Below are 19705 nucleotides of genomic sequence, written 5' to 3'. Positions count from 1 at the left end.
AACTTCAAGCTAGGCTTTACAAGGCCTACGAAGATGACGTAAAGATTTTATTCCACCACAAGATATGAAATAAAAGTTGATGTAATTTTCGGTAATTTATGCATTAAAAAAGGTGCCGAAGCACCTTTTAAATTTAACTATTTAATCGCTTTTTAAGCTTAATTACTGGCTCTACGCTCACGACGTTTAGGTCGTTCAGTAACCACTGGCGCTTCAGAAACTGAAATTTCTAATGCTTGACGTCTAACACGAACCTTTTTCAACTGCTTAAATGAAGCGGTTGGCATACCTTTAGGCAACTGCACAAAGCTGTGGCGATCATGCAAATTGATTGCGCCGATATAGCTGCTATCAAGTGAAATTTCGTTAGCAATTGCACCAACGATATCACCAGGCTTAGCGCCATGCTCTTTACCTACCTCTAAGCGGTAAGTTTGCCAATCAATATCATTACGAACTGGTTTTGCTTTGCGTTGCGGACGCTCACCACGGTTATCACGACCGTCACGATTACCACGACCGTCACGCATATCTCGACGCTTACCATCACGACCAGATCGGTCATTACGATCATTGCGTTCATTAAATTCACGACGAGGTTTAGGATCTTCTTTCGGTCTAAGCGGCTGTTTAATTTGTTTCAAATAAAGTAGCGCAGAAGCTAGGTCGGTCATTGAGAGCTCAGCATCATTTGCCATTTGCTCAATAATTTCTTTCATAGCGCTAATATCTTGATTCGCTAAAACATCAGCTAATTCTACTTGAGTTTTAGCAATACGTGCTTGGCCAATCTCTTGAATTGTCGGTAATTCAAATGGATTAATTACGCCGGAGGTTAAACGCTCATAATGACGTAATTGATACATTTCACGAGGGCGAACAAACGAGATTGCCGTACCACTGCGACCTGCACGGCCAGTACGGCCAATACGGTGAACATACGATTCGCTATCACCTGGCAAGTCGTAGTTAACTACTAAGTCGATACGTGGAATATCTAAACCACGAGCAACCACGTCGGTAGCAATCAAAATAGACGATTGACCATTTTTTAATTGATCTACCGTACGCTCACGTTGCGCTTGGTTCATATCACCATTTAACGCTACGGCAGGATAACCTTGGCGTTCTAACTTTTCAGCTACTTCAACTGTGTCATTACGCGTGCGCACGAAAATAATCATTGCATCGTAATCAAAAGTTTCAGCAATACGCTCTAGGGCTGTTAACTTGTTTATGCCGCTAACTTTCCATGCATATTGTGCGATGTTAGCTTTCGATTGTTTTACCGCTGCAATTTTAACGTGTACCGGATCTTTTAAGAAACGATTCGCTACTTTGCGAATAGCAGGAGGCATAGTTGCAGAGAACAATGCCATTTGTGTATTTTCATTAAGGTGCTCTAGAATCCACTCTATGTCTTCTAAAAAGCCCATATTGAGCATTTCATCAGCTTCATCAAGCACACATAATTTTAATTCATCAAGTTTTAGACTTTTACGACGCAAGTGATCCATTAAGCGGCCAGGCGTACCAACAACAACTTGAGCGCCACGCTCTAATTGTTGAAATTGCGGACCATAAGATTGACCACCGTACAATGTTGCCACTTTTAAGCCTTTCATATTTACTGAAAAGCTTTCAATAGCTTCGGCCACCTGAATAGCTAATTCACGTGTTGGCGCTAATACCATCAATTGTGGTTTGCGGATTTCAGGATCAATATTAGCAAGTGCAGGTAAACTAAAAGCAGCGGTTTTACCCGTACCTGTTTGTGCTTCACCTAAAACATCATTACCCGCTAATAACGGCGGAATTGTCTGCGCTTGAATAGCTGTTGAAGATTGAAAACCTAATTTTATTAAGGCCGATAAGATATTTTCAGGCAAACCGAGGGCGTCAAAGCCTACAGCTTCGTTGTGCTGTTCATTCATATTTATTAAATCTCTTGGCAGGAAATCCTGCGATACATCATTGAGGAAACCACCAAGGAGACTTGTGGCACATTCGATAGGTCAGCGCAAACGCTGTACAAGGCAAGTCTAATAGGCGGATATAACCCCTACTCAATTTCTAACGATTGTTTCATTGGTAAATGACCAACAATCGAGGCGCGCATTATACAGACCTTACAATATTTAGCAAGTTAAAGAGATATTAAAAGAAAAATGCTGTCGCCAGTAGCACTAATAAAAAAGCCCCGAGATTATAATCTCAGGGCTTTTTAGTTTAACTAATAATGAATTTAATTCGGAGTTGTACAATCAGGAAGGAAACCAAATGGTCCAACTGTTCCAATTGATTGAACTGGAGGCGTAAGATCTTCACTACCTACATCTTCTCCCGCAACAGGCAATGTATAAGTAGTGGTAGTAAAGCTTTCTGTTCCCGCAACCTTACCAGAAGCCACTAAGTTAATATTAACCCAATGCGCCATACTTTGTGGGTAAACTAGGTCAATAGTTACTTTACCTTCGCTATCAGTAATTGCCTCGGCACTTGCAGTATCATCACCTTCAGTTGAAACCGTTAAAATAGATGAAATAACATTACCAGGAGTTAATCGACCATCACCGTTGATATCTTCACCATCATCAAGGATACCGTCAATATTAGTATCTTCATTTACACACCAGTACTTGTTATTAAAATCTGATCTAAGTACAGGTGTACGAATTAAGTTACCTTCATCATCAAACAAGTGATCTGCAACCGTTCCTACCGTCATCCAACGAATAAACTCTTCACCTGCTTCATCGCGGTAAATTGGTGCCCACTGGCCTTTATAGTAGGCATCTGGCACTGCAGAAATAGTCAGTCTTTGTCCAACAATTGGGTTTGAATCGGCATCAGTTACGATAGCAACAAATCGTTTGGTATAGGTTGTATCGTTATTCGTTTGCTCAATTTCATTACCAGTACCAATCACGATAAATAATTCTCGATCAGCAACAGTTAGTGTAACCGTATCTTTTTTAGTAGGCTGATCTCTAACAACTGCGGTAATTGCAACGCCATCTTGAGCTGATACTGTATTAGAAGTATAAACCGTTGATGCACTACCGTTGCTGTCGGTAATTGCACTTGCAGGGAAAATAGTACCACCGGTTGTATCACTTAAATTAAAATCAATGGTCTTATTTTTTACCAAGTTTCCATTAGCATCACGCACAACCACCGAAATAGTTGAAGTTTGTCCACTTGGCCCTACAGAGTTTGGCGAAGCTTGGGCAACAACGGTATCTACTGTTTCTGCAACAAATTCAAACTCAATTTGATTACTTAATTGAATATCTCCGTCTGTACCGGTAAAAGTTACAGTTGCTAAACCTGCGTCTGTTGAAGTTAAGGTAACAGATACCTTGCCACCAACAGTTGTGCCTTCATTTGCAGATAGCGTGCCACGAGTAGTGGTGAATTCAACTTTTGTACCATCTGGTACAGCAACACCTGAACGCGTCCAAGTTAAAGTCACTGTAGCCGTATCTGATAGTAATACGTCAGGTGTTTCTGGCGCACTACTAGCAGATGGGTTAACTACATCGCCAGCGCCATTGTTGAAGCCCGTGAATAAAAACGAATCGGCTTGAACTGAAACGGTTTTTACAACATTTGCACCTAATGATGTCGCTAAAATGCTATTAGTACCACCGCTATTACCAACAACAGTAAACTTAGCTTGTCCAGTAGTATCGGTTGTTACAGAACTAGGAATGGTAATATCTGCGACACTACCACCAGCAACGGTTGATAAACCAGTTAAAGATAAAAGTACTTCAGCTCCTGCAACACCTTCGCTATCAGAATCTAGTACGTTAATTACAAAGGTATTTTGATCACCTAATGGCAAAGAGCTTGAACCGGTTAATTGAACCGTTGTACCAACTACTTCTACATCAATTACATCAGCAATATCGCCTTTACTCGCTGCAACTTGGATAGTTCGGTTTTCTGGCGCGCCTTGTGTTCTTAATATCGCTGTGGCTTGACCATTTTCACCTGTTACAGCATTTGTAACTTGCAACTGACCAGAGTCAGAAGCAAATGAAATGGTTACATCACTTAGCAAGTTATTACTGCTGTCTTTAGCGATGGCAATTAAGGTAATTTCTTGAGCACCGCTCGAAGCCAATTGAAGGCTATCGGCAATTAAAGAGATGTCTGCAACTACTGGACCTTCATCGATAACGTCACCATCACCAGCACTATTGAAACCAACAGCATCTGAAGCAATATCGCCAGCATCTATCGACGCAATTATTTCACCACCACCAGCTTTGGTGCCAGCAAGTAGTATAATTTCTACGATACCTTCACTGTTTGTAGTAGCTGCACCATTTTCTGGTGAGAAAGTGGCTAACTCTGGATCATCAATGGTAAATGTCACTAACTTATTAGCAACTGGAGTTGTATCTTTCATCACAGTTGCCGTAATGGTTACTGGCGATTGCCTCGATACAGTATCATTTGAAAGAGAAAGTGAAATCGTGGCTTCGGTAGTATCACCGTCACCTGGGTCTGGGTTTTCTCCATTACTTAGACCACCATCACCACCGCCACAGCCAACAAGCGTTAATAGCACCATGGCAAAACTTAAGCGTCGAAACAGCTCCATACTGTCATCTCCATGAACATTTTTATTATAGATTCTAACCCATCTTAACTGATAAATATGAAAAACGTCACTACCTAAATGCAAAAAGCCTTTATACTAGGCCAATTAATTTGGTTTTTTATCTCGAATTTAATTGTTACCCTAAACAATGTTTTGCGATTAATAACAATAAATGGTTTGTATACAACATTATGACTATAGAAAAAAATTCTAATCTTACTAAACGAATAGTCACTGGTATGGTTGCAGGTATCTTAGTTGGTACCTTGCTACAGTGGTTAATGCCTAAAGGCTCAGACATTTTGATCCCTCTAGGATTATTCGATTTTTCCATCAGAAGTTTCTTCGTTGAAGGTGTGTTTGAAGTTATTGGACAAATCTTTATCTCCAGCTTACAAATGTTGGTTGTACCGTTAGTGTTTGTTTCACTAATTTGTGGTACCTGTTCTTTAAAAGATACATCTAAGCTCGGAAAGATAGGCGGTAAAGCTATCAGCCTTTACTTAATCACTACTGCGATTGCGATTAGTTTTGCTATGTCTTTGGCATTACTTATCAGCCCAGGTGAAGGGGTTAACATGACTGCAGACACGACGTTTGCTAGTCGTGAAGCGCCATCATTAGCTAACACCATTATTCAAATGTTTCCAAGTAACCCGTTTAGAGCATTTTCGCAAGGCAATATGCTGCAAGTAATTGTCTTTGCTTTATTATTTGGTATTGCAATGGCGCTATCAGGTAAAGCGGGTGAACGCATCGCCAGCCTGTTTGAAGACATGAATGAAGTGATCATGCGCTTGGTTACTATATTAATGAATATTGCACCATATGGTGTTTTCTGTTTATTAGCTGGTTTATTTACTGACTTATCATTAGAAACATTCGGTAATTTAATCGTGTATTTTCTAGTGGTATTTTTTGCGTTAATCATTCATGGGCTGGTCACTTACCCTATTTTGCTTAAAGCATTTACTGGCTTAAATCCTGTGCCATTTTTAAAGAAAATGCGCGATACCGCGATTTTTGCATTTTCTACCTCAAGCAGTAATGCTACGTTACCAATAACGCTAGAAACCGCGACAAAAAAAATGGGGGTAAAAAATTCAATTGCCTCATTTACTGTGCCGTTAGGCGCTACCATAAACATGGATGGCACCGCAATTATGCAGGGGGTCGCCACAGTCTTTATTGCTCAAGTATTTAATCAAGACCTAACTCTTACTGACTATTTAATGGTTGTGTTGACAGCGACGTTAGCGTCAATTGGTACAGCTGGTGTGCCAGGCGTTGGTCTAATTATGCTGGCGATGGTACTTGAGCAAGTAGGCTTACCGGTTGAAGGTATTGCATTGATTATTGGTGTTGACCGCTTACTTGATATGACCCGTACCGCAGTTAATGTGACTGGCGATAGTATGGTAACAATTGTCGTCGGCAAATCAGAAAAACAATTTGATCGCGATGTCTACCTAGACCCAGATGCTGGACATAACATTGAAGAAATTGATTTCCATCACTTAAAAGGTTAATCAGTGTTAATTCATTGCGAAAAATAAAAAACAAGTAACAAAAAAGCTCGCTTTAACCTTTATGAAAAAGTTAAGCGAGCTTTTTTATATCGATAAATTAAAGAGTTGGACTACTTTTTACAACTGGCTTTAGTTGCATTTTTATATGTTCCCGTAACATTCGGTAAGTTATTGGTTAACTGTTTTATACGGGTATCACTCGATGGGTGAGTTGATAAAAATTCAGGTGGTGCATTTTTGCTTAATTTCGCCATATTGCGCCACAATTGCACCGCAGCTTCTGGGTTATAGCCAGCTTGCGCCATCAACTTCTGACCAACAATATCCGCTTCTGATTCATGTGTACGGCTATACGGCATTAACACGCCGTACTGTATACCTACACCTAATCCTGCCATCCATGCATCGCGATATTGAACATTTTGACTAGCCATAGCAACATCAGCTACTTGCATGCCTATTTGTGCTAACTGCCCTGAAGACATACGCTCGTTTGAGTGATGCTCTAAGACATGCCCTACTTCATGACCTAAAATAGCCGCCAGCTGATCCGGTGTTTCAGCTACCGATAGTATCCCCGTATAAACGCCAATCTTACCGCCCGGTAACGCAAACGCATTGACTTGTTCAGAGTCAAAAACCACCACTTCCCACTCTTTAATTTGCGTGCGTCCAGCGGTTTGCTTAACGATGTCGTCGGCAACACATTTCACATATCTGTTGGTGTTTTTATCTTGATAAATTTTTTCTTTTTCTTTTAACTGCTCAAACGAAGCAACGCCCATTTTATCTAGCTCGCCACTGGAAAAAAGTGTTAGCTGCTGTCGGCCAGTTGATGATGTTGAGCAACCTGAGACTAATAAACAAGTGGCGATTACCGATAAATACCATTTCATAGAAAATTCCTGTTTTTCAAATAATTAATCTAATTCTACTTAAGACTAGTTAACATAATCACTAAATAAGCTTAGTTGACGATTGTTGTTCTATCCTTGGCTACACCGTGAACATCCTTCGGCGCAAACCCTAGCGTAATATGGAAGTCTTTTGCCGATAATTGCAAACCTTTACGCAAAGCTTCAGCACTTTCTGACTCTGCAACGACAAAATAAGCAGAGCCTGTTTCGTTCTTAACCATGCCTAGGTCAATAATATCAAACTCAAATTGATGCTTACCATCAACCAGTGACTGAACCTGAAAATCAGTTAACTCTTTAATCTCAAAAGGGTTTACTAAGGTTATATGGAACTTGCCATGATCCCTATTTATCTGATTTTGACGAAACCGCTGAAAGTCTTGCTGCAAGATTTGATTGAGTCTCGTTAAATATTGCGCAACCGCAGTTTGATCAACCGTCGCCCCAACATAAGTTAAACCCGCATTATCCGTTAACATTTGCGCGGTCACGGTTATTTTTTTAGCGACATTTATTGGTTTAGCCAACGTGTTTTCCTCACTAGCGCTTTTCTCATCACTTTTCTCATAGCTCACGTTATGATCTGCTATCTCAACTAATTGTTCAGCGATTGAAGCACTTATTGCCTGTGGTGGCACGAATAATAAAGCAGCAGACACATGACCAATAGTTAGTGCTGCATTAAATTTTTTCAACATCTAATTCCTTCTAATTTTTCGTTAGATTAGGCTAAATATGACGCTGTTTTTGCGCGTATAAACCCAGTATAACGAATATCGCCACAATTGATGGCACCAAGTATAAGTCACTAATTTTAGATAAAAACTCTGCAAGTAAGCCACTTAACCAAACTGTTAATGCGCCATAACCAAATGCACAGACAAAAACAAAAATAATGGTGCGAAAAATAATATGGTGCTTTCTAATTAACTGCCTAATGGATTGCGAAATTTCACCACCAAACAATACTAATAATGTAGCAATAATCGCCATCGCACATTGGCTTTGATACGGTCGAAACCATTGTGCTAAATCTATTAAAAGCCCTTGCATATACTACCTACTTCTTACAATTTACTATGCTTTTGAAATCAAGGCTAAATATTCGGCTTCAGTCAATACTTCTACGCCCTTTTCTCTGGCTGCATTTGTTTTACTTTCACCGACTTTTTCACCAGTAACTAAAAATGACGTTTTACCTGTTACCGATTTAGCCACTTTAGCGCCAAGTGCTTTCGCCTGCTTTTCCATATCACCACGCGAGCCTTGCACCATGGTACCGGTAAATACGATAATTTTATCGACTATTGGCGAGTCTTGTCCCGATTGCTCAGCAAGTTTAGGCGTAACCGCTAAATTAAAACCAAGCTCATAGACCTTAAAAAACTCTTCTTTAATATTTTCAAGCCCTTCAACAATTGCTTCGGCGCTAACTTCAGCAAAACCATCAATTTTGACCATATCATCAACACTAATATTGAATAACTCAGCTAAAGCGTGATGTTCAAGTAACTTTTCACAATTACCACCACCTAAGCGGCTAACACCGAATGCGGCTAAAAATCGCCAATCTTCAATTTCTATTTCTCGGCTAGCCTGTAACTGGTCAACAAGATTTTGTGATGTTTTATCACCAAAACCAAAGCTCACCAGTTTATGTGGCGTTAGTTGGTACACTTCATTGATATGCTTAATGCCATATTGCGTCAGCTTTTCAATGACTTTTGGACCAAAGCCGTCGTTATTACCTAAGGTTTTGAAAAAATGTACTAAAGTATTTTCAGTTTGCGCCGGACAATCTGTTTTATTTGGGCACACTAAATGATCCGACTCCCATAAAAGATGCGAACCACAACTTGGGCAATGCTCAGGAATTTCAGGTTCAGCCCCAGTAATGACTTTTTCAATTTTCGGGATCACTAAGCCACTGCGCACTAGCTGAACAACAGCGCCAGGCCCGACTCGGTTTGTTTTCACCATATTGTAATGATGAACTGTTACTCGGCTGATAGTTGCGCCACTTAATTTAGTAGGCTCAAGCTCAGCAACAGGTGAAACTCGCCCTGTTCTGGAGGTTTGCGGAACAATACGGATAACTTTTACTTCAGCAGATTCATCATTAACTTTATAAGCAATTTGCCAGCGATGGTGGTGCCTGGTCGCCCCCATATGCTGTTTAATCGCATCGTGAGTTACTTCCAGAATGACGCCGTCAATATCGTAATCAACCGCATTCCAAACACTATCTACAATACTGTCGAAATTTTTCAGTACTTGCTGATAATGTCCCGTCCAGTTTTCAATCAATTCAAACGGGTAGAACACACAGGCACCTTCATCTAGTGCTTGTTGAATGGTGGCATCAACTTTTTTCTCAGCAATGATAGCCGCTTGAATATTACGAGAATTTTCGAAACTGCTACTTAGCACTTCATCAAAATAGCTTTTCTTAATAACTATTTCACCTGGACCTAAGCCTCGGGCACCATTATTTGCTACTTGTAAGCCTTTAGTAAAAGCGCGAGTAATATCTTGACCTCGGCTACCATCGCCACGGGTATATAAGGTCGTGCCATCATCGTAAGCTGCATAGCCATCAAGTTTTGGTGTTACCCGAATATCAATATCAGCATTATCGATATCAAGTTCATTGGCCGCTTTTAAAATTCGATCAAGCCACTTTCTAATTTCATCAAACGAATAGGCTTTATCTGTTGATAGCATTTTTTGTGGCAATGCCACGGTTTTACCGTCGACAATGGCTTCAGGCTCTACCGTATTTAAATAATCATGCTCTGGCGCTATTGATTTTAATTGTTCAGTGTATGCATCGTAAGCTTGATCATTTATTACCGGGAAACCAGCGCGATACATAGCATTAGTAACGGTTAGTAACAACACTAGCTGTTCAACTGTTAATTCATTGTTCCCATTATCTGCACGGTTTAATAAGGTAATGAACTCATTTTCAGCAAGATCTGGCGCGACTTGGGTGAAAATATTTCGTTGTTCTTGGTTTAATTGTATTGCTGACATTTATTTTCTTTCTAAGGTAAAAAGCCCCCAATAGGAGGCTCATAGTAAATTTGGTATTCGCAATTAAGCGTTAGCTATTCGGCTTTTGCGCTCGAACTCTCTGACTCTACTTAAATAATGTTGCTCGGTTTGTTTTGTCATCACGCTGCGCTTGTCGTCAAGCACCTGAGCATTAAACTCTTGAGCTAAATGTTTTGCCGCGCCAAGCATTTGTTCAAACACTTCAAAAGCATCGCCAGCATTTGGTAGCGTCATAAATAAACTGACACCTGGCGTTTGGAACGTTTCAATACTATCAAGATCAAAGGTGCCAGGATTAATCATATTAGCTAAACTAAAGGTGATTTTACCATTACCTGCGTTATCTTGATGGCGATGAAAAATATTCATATCACCATATTTCATACCAAGTGTTAATAAACTTGGTAGCAAGGCAGCACCAGAAATCAACTGACCTTCCGGCATAACAACGGACACCGCTAACACTTCGGTTTCTAGTGGTTCTGAAGGCGATTTTTCTTCGCCAAACGTTGGTTCTTTGCGATCTTCGATTGCATCTACAGCACCATCAAAGTTTAATTCAAACTGATTCTTTTTCGGTGACTCTTGCTTCGCGCGAGCTTTACTTTTAGCGGCGTTAATTTGTGCCGAAGGTTTGGCCTGAATCACTGGCTCTTTATAGACAGATGTTTTGGTTTCCTGTTCAGGGATCACCACTTCCGGCTCTAACGGTAACTCTGGCGCAAGTTCTTGCTCTAAGGTTAATGGCTCTCCCGCGGCCTTCCCTAATTCACCTAACGTAACTTCACCTAACGCATCGTCAGGTAATTCGATAGGCTGAGTGTCTTGTTCAGGCATAGGTTCAGCATCAACAGGTAAATCAACGGGTAAAGGCTCTGCGCTAAACTCAGGCGCTGGCGCTGGCTGGTGAGGTATTTCATCTTCAGCAGGCGGATTATCAATTTCTCCGGTAAGCGCGGTTGGCTTGATAACGCGTATTTGACTAACACCATCTTGATCAAACCCTGATGGATCAAAGTCTCGAGTCACAGGATCAACTTTTGTTGGTTTAGTTTTTAATTTATAAGGATTTTTATTTTTTCTTATTGTCCACAAACCGTGGATAAAAATTGCCGCAATAATAATTGCGCTAATAATAATTAATGCGTTTCTGAAATTATCTTCCATCATCAAGCCTGTTTATGATACTTCTGCCATAGCCATTGCTTCATCAATATCTACTGAGACCATACGTGAAACCCCAGGTTCCATCATAGTAACACCAGTTAAATGCGAAGCCATTTCCATAGCGATTTTATTATGACTGATATAAATAAATTGCACTGTTTTAGACATTTCCCGCACGAGATTACAAAAGCGTTCAACGTTGGCATCATCAAGCGGCGCGTCCACTTCATCCAACATACAAAAAGGCGCAGGTGTTAATCTAAAAATAGCAAACACCAATGATAATGCGGTTAACGCTTTTTCACCACCCGATAATAAGTGGATTGTGCTATTTTTTTTCCCTGGCGGTCTAGCCATAATGCTAACGCCCGATTCAAGCATATCATCAGAAGTTAATGCTAAATAAGCACTGCCACCGCCAAATACTTTAGGGAAAAGTGCAGTAAAATCTTTATTTACTTGCTCGAAAGTTGCTTTAAATTTTTGGCGACTTTCTTTATCTATTTTCGCTATCGCTGATTCTAACGTGGCTAGCGCCTGAGTTAAATCATCTATTTGTAAATCTATTTGATTTTTTCGGGTTTCTTGCAATTGATACTCATCAATTGCCGCTAAATTAACCGCACCTATTTCATTTAATGCCTGAGCTACTTGTTTAAGTTTTCGCTGACATTCAGTAAGCGATGGCATATTGGCCATTAAATTCAATGTTTGATTGATATTTTCGCCAAGCTCCGCCAATAACTCACCAGCAGCATTGCACTCAAACGTTAATTGCTCTTTAGTTAGCGCCTTAGCATGTTGCTGCTGTCGATTGTTATCAAGTTCAGCTAAGAGTTGGCTATTTTTTTGGCTAAGAGATTGCTTTTGTTCACGACTCGTTATCAAGCGCTCATTTAAACTTGCCATAGCCTGTTGCTGATGCTCGATAGCTTCAGCCATTACGCTAAGCTCAGCTTCAAGTTTAACGCTATCAGTTAATGCTTCCTGCGCTTGCTGATTATGACTCTGTTGAATGTCGAAACTAGCAATTTGCTCCTGTACATGAGTTAATTTCAGTTCAAGTTGCGTCATTGTCATTGTGACTTGTTGCTGCAAATTTCGTTTCACCATCAAGGCTTGTTGTTTATTTTGAAGTGATTGCTGCGCCTGATTAGCTTCCGCTCTTAATTGCTCTATCTCGGCTTTTAGTAAGGCAATATCTTGCTCTAACGCACTTGTATTCACTCCCGAAACATCTTTTGTAATATTTTGGCTATGGGTATTCGGTGCTTTTTGTGTCACTAACTGGGCAGTTAATTGCTCTATTTCCAGTGCTAGTGATTGAATATCATTTTGCAGCTGAGTAGCTTTTTGCTGTTGTTCGCTTTGTTTTTGATTAAAAAACCTTTGCTGCTCTAGCAGCTGTGTTTTACGAGCATTAACGCTGGCTATTTGTTGTTTTGACTCAGTATGTTCAACTTCAACTTGCTGTAATTGCTCTACTAAAGCCTCTTTTTCACCATTTAACTCAACAAGTTGCTGTTGCAATGTTTGAAATTCGGTTTGACAGTTTTGATATTGCTGTTGAAGTTGTAGGCTATTTTTTAAAGGAATGTTATCACTTTTATTTTCATTACCTGAAGCCGAACCGTTGGCTACGCCATTTGAATTAGCATATAAATGCTCGCCACGACAAACCGCGCCGTTGAATAGTAAAACACCTTGTTTTGACAACGCCGCTTGGTGATCTGCCATAGTGCTAGCAATCTCTTGAGCTTGTGCTTGATCTTCAGCCAGCAAAATCGAATTAAACCAAGGTAAAACGCCAAGCTCAGAGTCAATAATTGACGCTAACGAGTTTGGCTGTTTATCTTGAATCAACGCTGATTGATTGATCAACCAATAGCTGTCTAATTCAACATCTTGCGGTAACTGGGTAACGACATAAGCTTGTAACCAAGCACCTAAACAATTATCAACCGCCGCTTGCCAATCTTCATTGACCTCAATATTACGGCCATACACGCCAACACTCTCAATTTTATTAGCAGCTAACCAAGTCTCAGTTGCTTCTTGCCAATGTGCTTGAACATTAAGTTGCTCAGATAAAATAGTCAGCTTCGCTTCACGCTGATGAGCTTGCTGTCGAATACTATCAATTTGTTGCTCCAGCACGGCTAAATGCGCGCGTTGAGCGCTAACTTTTGCCAATAAGTGACTCTGTTGTTGCTCTGCTAATTGTCTTGATTGCTCTGTTGCCGTTAACTGCTGTTCAACATTTTTAACTTCAATAGCATCAATAGTATTAATGCCTTCAAGCTGACTTTGCTTTTCGGAAAGTTGAAATTGCTTATTGGCAATGGTTTGTTCTAACACCATTAACTGACGCTCAGCCTGTAATTGAAGCTCCTGCGTTTTAACTAATTGAGTATTGGCTAATTGCCAGTATTGCTCTTTGGTTAATAATCTTTGTTGAACGTCGTTAAGTGTTTTTTCTGCCGTTTCCATCTGCTGATTGAGCTCGGCTACATTATTTTCAACACCCACTAACTGCTGTTTAGCTTGTTTAAGTTCTTGTGAAAGCTCAGTGCTTTTTACCAAACTTAGCTCGCGTTGCTCACTAATTTTAACCTTGTTTGATTGCAGCTGATTTTGCTGCTGCTGACTATTCACAAGCTGCTGTTGACGTAATGCATACTGCTGCTTTAGGTCATTAAATTTTTCTGACTCGAGGTTACGGCTGAGATGAAGCTGCTCGATATCATTATCTAAACCGTCAAGTTGCTGCCGTGTATGATCGGCTTCCTGCTGCATTGAAACACTGGTTTTTGCAAGTACCGACAATTCACTATTAACCTTTGTTAGCGCTTCGCTCGCTTTATCGTGTTTTAATTTGGCAATGGCAAATTTAAGCTCGCGCTCTTGTGCTTTGTATTGGCGATATTGTTTTGTCGATTCGGCTTGGCGCGCTAATACGTCAATATGAACTGAAATCTCTTGTGAAATATCAGCTAGGCGCGATAAGTTTTCTCGGGTATTTTTGATCTTTAATTCGGTTTCTCGGCGTCGCTCTTTATACTTAGAAACACCAGCAGCTTCTTCAATAAAAACTCTTAGCTCATGAGGCTTAGATTCAATAAGCTTGGAGATCATGCCCTGCTCAATAATGGCATAACTTCTTGGCCCTAAACCGGTGCCTAAAAACACATCGGTAATATCTTTGCGTCTGCACTTACTGCCATTGAGAAAATAAACATTACTGCCTTCTCTATTTACGCTACGCTTTATTGATATTTCACTTCTGTGGGCAACATTAGGTGGTAATTGTCTGTTGAAATTTGATTCAAGATTAGCCTTATTTGGACTAATCTCTGAATTTAAGTCTGGATTTGAGCCCGAATTTTGGGCTGAAGTTGAAGTTTGCGCTGAGTTATCGAAAATAAGTTCAACACTCGCCAAGCCAACAGGCTTGCGCTCTGTAGAGCCATTAAAAATAACATCGGTCATGGCATCGCCACGTAAGTTTTTTGCCGAGCTTTCTCCCAACACCCACCTTACTGCGTCAATAATATTAGATTTGCCACAACCATTTGGTCCAACAATAGCGGTAACCTGATGTGGAAAAGGTACTTTAGTCACATCAACAAATGATTTAAACCCAGCAAGTTTGATCTGCTTTAAACGCATATTTTAAGGCGTGCTAACTTTAATTATTATTGGGCTAATTTAGCAAATGCTGACGTAATTTGTAACAGACAAAGTGATTGAATGCTTGGTTTGATGGCTAAATTTCTTATAATCAGAACAAATTAATTAATATAAGTTAAATATGTTTGCAAATAGCGGTAGTGGCTACTTTTTAAAAGGCTTTGATTTAATCAATACCAAAGGGATCAGACGCTTTGTTTTAATACCTTTATCCATTAATTTAGTGATTTTCAGCGTAGCCTTTTATGCCATTCTTGGCCAAATTAGCCTGTATATATCTAAGCTACTCGCATGGCTGCCTGAGTGGTTAATATGGCTAGAATATATTATTTGGCCATTTGCCGTTATCACAATATTGGTTGGCTTTTCATTTATTTTTAGTGCCATTGCCAACTGGATAGCAGCGCCGTTTAATGGTCTGCTGTCAGAAAAAGTCGAGGCTATTCTTACTGGCAAAAACGATAACAGCGGCAGCATTTCCGATGTAATCAAAGATATTCCTCGTACCCTAAGCCGAGAATGGTGCAAGTTTAGGTATTACCTACCGCGTGCTATAGGCTTTTTTATTATCATGTGGTTTATTCCAGTGATTGGCCAATTAATTTGGTTCCTGTTTGTTTCTTGGATGATGGCGATTCAATATTTAGATTATCCATTTGATAATCATAAAATTAATTTCGATATAATGCGCGAAAGACTCAATGAAAAGAAAGGCCAAAGTTACAGCTTCGGTATAACAACAGCGCTGTTTTCCATGATTCCTATTGTTAATATGATAGTCATGCCCGTTGCCATATGTGGCGCAACCGCGTTATGGGTTGATCACCATAAAAGGCCGTTACTTAGATAAAAAGCAGTGATAAAAACAAATAAACGACAACCAATAGCAATGATAAACGCCTTTGAATTCAGCGATTTCACTAAATATAGGTTGACCAGCTAGTACGTTGCTTTTACAGTTAACTAAAAGTCATGGAGTATCTTTTTGATGAACGTGAAAATAACTTCTGCGCTTGCACTATTAATTGCACTGCAAGCGCCAAGCGTAAGTGCAAATAACACGGATGCCAGCCAAAGCCCGCAAGACAGTCAAACAACCGCCGAAGTAACGGTTAAAAGTGACGAAAAAACTCAGGCACCACAAGCTCAACCAGCAGATGAAGTGGTTGTTAGTGATGAGCAAATGTCAGAGCAACAATTAGTCAATGAACAAGCGTTAGAAGAGGCCCTTGCTCAGGAAGCTATTTTGGAAGAGACGGTTGTCGAACTGATTGTTGATGAGGAATTAAGCGAAGGCGCAGAAGCGGTTGTTGAAATCGAAGTTGACGAACTCACAGTTACTGAAAACACTATTACTGAAGACACAGTTATTGAAGACACGTTTTTTGAAGACAATGGTGTTGAATTAACAAGCGATGAGCAAAGTGAGCTTCAGCAAAGTGAAACTCAGCAAAACGAGATGCAACAAAGTGATGTATATAACTTTGAACGACCAGTACAACAAACTGGAGATATCTCGATTCCTGTATTAACTGATGCGAAGGTATTTGCAGAGTTTACCGATCAACTGCCAGCCGTAGTTAACTTTTATACTCACGCAACTGAAGATGAAGTCATTGCTTTTTATGCCAATTATTATGGTGAGCCCGTTGATGAGCAACGTAAGCGTGGTCGCTTAACTGTCATTTATTACCATAATGATATCGCTACCCGCGTGGTAATTTCTGAGCAAGATAATTACCGTCAAGTAGACGTGTTACAAGAGAACGCGGCTTTATAGCAGGCCATTTCTACAATTAATTGCGGCAGTTAATTACAGCAACTAAACTTAAAATTCATTCAAAGGAACGCGGAATATAGTTATTAGCTATTACCGCGTTTTTTTAGTGCCAAGTTTTAGTGCCTATTTTTAGCTATTCGAAGCAAATGAAAACCCAATAAAATAGCCAAGCTAATACTCAAGCTTTCTGGCTCAGGTATAGAATTTACTTGATTAACTTCACTGGCTTTTATCGACATCTGTCTAAAAGCAAATGCTTCAGTACCAGCATTAGTAATTGCCGTTAACCGAACATTAAGCAATTGCCCAGCACCATTAATCCCATGGTTAAAATGGCTGAACGCATTCGTTAAGATGCGATTTCCGACCATCATAGGATCATTTAGCTCAACATTTTTCCCTGAAGCCAATTGATAAGATTGGCTAGCGTCTTCATTTACCTGACTTGCAAACAATGTTTGCCAGCGAGCACCATCAATTTGATAATGCCATTGAAACCAGTCGCCAGTTTCAAAGTCCCCCATTGCTGCCATTTCTATAGCAAAAGAAAGCTGTAACGCTGACGTTAATGTGGATGAAATATCAAATTGCCAAAATGCGTTTATCTCATCGAGTTCATTATCAGGATTAACAGTATCCACAATGCCGAAAAAAGGTTTACTTAATACACTTGAATCGACAATACCGTAATCATCTCGGTCATCAGATTTTGAGCTATCAAGCAAGACATCGGGTACTGCCCCTTGAGTGTTTATAAAGATTCTTGCGGCATCTTCTGGTGAAGTAAATTTATCAGTAAATTGATTTTGATAACCTATTAAAGCCAAGGAATCATCACTGATTATATTGTCTATCAGGTTAGCATTGGTTACAGGTGTAAATAGTGAAAAGATTAAAATAGCAGGCAGCAATATTATAGGTACCAGCCCGCCGAAAAGACGAATTTTCATAGCATATCCTTATGATAGGGTTAGCAATCCATTTGCTAAAGTCCATTTGCAAAATCTCATTTGCAAAAATAAGTGTAGAAGAAAAATAAAAAACCGCCAAATGGCGGTTTTTCAATTTATCGACTCAAGCCAATAAGGCTTACTTCAAGATATTATCAACCGTAGTTTGTGCCAGTGGGTGGTATCCCGCCCGAGCTTTTTGATAAACCTTGATTGCCCAAGCTTTTCCTTCAGGGGTTTCAGCTAAGGTTTTGTACAATTGCACAATAAGCTTTTGACGACCAATATTGATCAAATGCTTCTCCATAGCTGGGTAAATTGCCTGATAACCAGCGCGTAATGATAATAAATACCACGCGTGGGCGATTTCAGCATTTTTGCTGGTAGTCAGCCTATATGCGTTATCTAATTCAGCCATTTTATCTAAACTAATGTTTAGCGGCAGGTTATTAATAAAGTGTAACCACTCATGCAATGTCCAGTTTGTTGTAGGCAGTTCAGACAATGTCATTTTATCGCCAATATAGGCACTAATCTGCCTATCTATCGTGGTAAATGCGTCAGACTTAGCGCGAGGTACATCACTTGGTAAACCTTGTTCAAAAATCCATTCATTAATTTTTGCTTTTGTCACTATGCCAGGATGCTTATCCACTAACTCTGTCATTAAATACTCAACGAATTCCAGTGTGCCTAACGACTGAAATGCATGGTCATCGAAATATTGACGCATAAATGGGTCGAATACTTCACGGCCAAACTTTTGCTCTAAATAGATGAGGAATAATTGACCTTTGGTATATGGCACGCCAGTAAACGCATCATCAGGATCTCGGCCTTTTAGGTCGATATAAAGCTGAGTATCACCTGGTGCTAGTTCAGCAATTTCATAATTTAAGCCCTGCGCATCAAGTGCTTGTTCCATTAGCGCACGATCACGACCAAATACTCGTTCCATAATGCGATTTTCCACATAGCTAGTGAAACCTTCATTAAGCCATAAATCACGCCACGTTTCATTAGTCACTAAATTACCTGACCAAGAATGTGCTAATTCATGAGCAATTAAGTTCACTAAGCTTTTATCACCAGCAATAACTGTTGGCGTAATAAAAGATAAACGCGGGTTTTCCATACCACCAATAGGGAAGCTTGGCGGTAAGATTAACAAATCATAACGCCCCCAGCGGTACGGGCCATACATCTTTTCAGTTGCATCGATCATGGCTTGCGTATCATCAAACTCTGCAACAGCCGCATCAATTAAACTTGGTTCAGTATAAACACCTGTGATCTCACTCATAGGTTTAAAGACAATATCGCCAGCAGCAATAGCAATAAGATAAGGCGGCACCGCCTGTGGCATTTCAAAGTAATAATCACCATCGCGCATGGTATCAGGCTTATTATTGGCACTCATCACCGCCATAATATTATCTGGCGTGGTAATACGGGCGCTATAAGTCATACGAACACTTGGTGTATCTTGAGTTGGGATCCAAGAACGCGCATGAATCGCTTGATTCTGACTAAACATAAATGGCATTTTCTTGCCAGCAGTTTGCTCAGGAGTTAACCACTGTAAACCCGAGGCCTCAGGGGTTGATTGATAGTAAATACGTAACTTGCTTGGTTTAACTGGCGAATTTACGGTTAATTTACTGCCTAAAACACTGTCACGCTTAGCTAAATTAAATTCAGCTTTAAGCCAGTCATCATTAGCTGTTTTAGCTAATACCCGTTCTATCACTAAATCTCGCGTATCTAAAAAAATAGGCTGATTAGTTTTGGTCAACCACTTTAGGTCTAACTCAGCAAAACCTTTGAGTGCTTTTTGTTCAAAGTCAACGGCAAGGTCTAAGTATGTGTTAGTAATAACAACTTGATCATAATTAGCATAAGTGAATGCATCATTAACTTTGGCTTGCACTGTCAGCGCGGCAAAGAAATAAATCAGAGCACCCGTTAGAATTTTTTTCATCTTCAACTCTTTATTACAG

General features: G+C 40.0%; 13 protein-coding genes. 3 read left to right on the top strand and 10 right to left on the bottom strand.

Annotated elements, in window-relative coordinates; all coding sequences use genetic code 11:
- Nucleotides 1–158: 158 nt before the first annotated feature.
- Together ACOB82_RS01545 and ACOB82_RS01540 are read right to left on the bottom strand one after the other, a co-directional pair.
- Nucleotides 159–1934, bottom strand: coding sequence for a DEAD/DEAH box helicase (locus tag ACOB82_RS01545; RefSeq protein ID WP_448211147.1), 1776 nt, complete (start codon nucleotides 1932–1934; stop codon nucleotides 159–161).
- Nucleotides 1935–2245: 311 nt separating this feature from the next.
- On the bottom strand, nucleotides 2246–4615 hold the full coding sequence (locus ACOB82_RS01540) for an Ig-like domain-containing protein (RefSeq protein ID WP_448211146.1): 2370 nt from the start codon (nucleotides 4613–4615) through the stop codon (nucleotides 2246–2248).
- A 191-nt stretch (nucleotides 4616–4806) separates the two neighbouring features.
- Between ACOB82_RS01540 and ACOB82_RS01535 the strand changes: the two genes are divergently transcribed.
- The gene (locus ACOB82_RS01535; protein WP_448211145.1) at nucleotides 4807–6144 is read left to right on the top strand and encodes a dicarboxylate/amino acid:cation symporter; all 1338 of its coding nucleotides are present in this window, start codon (nucleotides 4807–4809) and stop codon (nucleotides 6142–6144) included.
- 110 nt (nucleotides 6145–6254) lie between these two features.
- Here the strand turns inward: ACOB82_RS01535 and ACOB82_RS01530 are convergent, their stop codons facing one another.
- From ACOB82_RS01530 to smc, 6 genes are all read right to left on the bottom strand, one after another.
- On the bottom strand, nucleotides 6255–7040 hold the full coding sequence (locus tag ACOB82_RS01530) for a M48 family metallopeptidase (RefSeq protein WP_448211144.1): 786 nt from the start codon (nucleotides 7038–7040) through the stop codon (nucleotides 6255–6257).
- A 71-nt stretch (nucleotides 7041–7111) separates the two neighbouring features.
- On the bottom strand, nucleotides 7112–7759 hold the full coding sequence (locus tag ACOB82_RS01525; RefSeq protein ID WP_448211143.1) for a hypothetical protein: 648 nt from the start codon (nucleotides 7757–7759) through the stop codon (nucleotides 7112–7114).
- 31 nt (nucleotides 7760–7790) lie between these two features.
- Nucleotides 7791–8114, bottom strand: a complete 324-nt coding sequence (locus ACOB82_RS01520) for a DUF3392 domain-containing protein (RefSeq protein WP_448211142.1) — start codon at nucleotides 8112–8114, stop codon at nucleotides 7791–7793.
- A 24-nt stretch (nucleotides 8115–8138) separates the two neighbouring features.
- Nucleotides 8139–10097: a helix-hairpin-helix domain-containing protein gene (locus ACOB82_RS01515; RefSeq protein WP_448211141.1), complete on the bottom strand. Its 1959-nt coding sequence runs from the start codon at nucleotides 10095–10097 to the stop codon at nucleotides 8139–8141.
- Between the two features lie 63 nt (nucleotides 10098–10160).
- A complete protein-coding gene (gene zipA, locus ACOB82_RS01510; protein ID WP_448211139.1) occupies nucleotides 10161–11285 on the bottom strand; it encodes a cell division protein ZipA in 1125 nt (374 codons plus the stop codon).
- Nucleotides 11286–11297: 12 nt separating this feature from the next.
- The gene (smc, locus tag ACOB82_RS01505) at nucleotides 11298–14954 is read right to left on the bottom strand and encodes a chromosome segregation protein SMC (protein ID WP_448211138.1); all 3657 of its coding nucleotides are present in this window, start codon (nucleotides 14952–14954) and stop codon (nucleotides 11298–11300) included.
- 142 nt (nucleotides 14955–15096) lie between these two features.
- Between smc and cysZ the strand changes: the two genes are divergently transcribed.
- Both cysZ and ACOB82_RS01495 read left to right on the top strand, forming a co-directional pair.
- Entirely contained in the window at nucleotides 15097–15825 is a 729-nt protein-coding gene (gene cysZ, locus ACOB82_RS01500) for a sulfate transporter CysZ (RefSeq protein WP_448211136.1), read from the top strand.
- Nucleotides 15826–15963: 138 nt separating this feature from the next.
- On the top strand, nucleotides 15964–16755 hold the full coding sequence (locus tag ACOB82_RS01495; RefSeq protein WP_448211135.1) for a hypothetical protein: 792 nt from the start codon (nucleotides 15964–15966) through the stop codon (nucleotides 16753–16755).
- Between the two features lie 116 nt (nucleotides 16756–16871).
- On the opposite strand, the gene ACOB82_RS01490 is transcribed toward ACOB82_RS01495, so the two are convergent.
- Nucleotides 16872–17705 carry a hypothetical protein gene (locus ACOB82_RS01490; protein WP_448211134.1) on the bottom strand — a complete coding sequence of 278 codons (834 nt, stop codon included), beginning with the start codon at nucleotides 17703–17705 and terminating at the stop codon, nucleotides 16872–16874.
- 139 nt (nucleotides 17706–17844) lie between these two features.
- Nucleotides 17845–19686: a M1 family metallopeptidase gene (locus tag ACOB82_RS01485; protein ID WP_448211132.1), complete on the bottom strand. Its 1842-nt coding sequence runs from the start codon at nucleotides 19684–19686 to the stop codon at nucleotides 17845–17847.
- Between the last annotated feature and the right edge of the window lie 19 nt (nucleotides 19687–19705).

It is taken from the genome of Colwellia sp. MEBiC06753 (assembly GCF_053470325.1).
The sequence above is the reverse complement of the archived record's forward strand: the minus strand, read 5'-3'. Positions and strand labels throughout refer to the sequence as shown.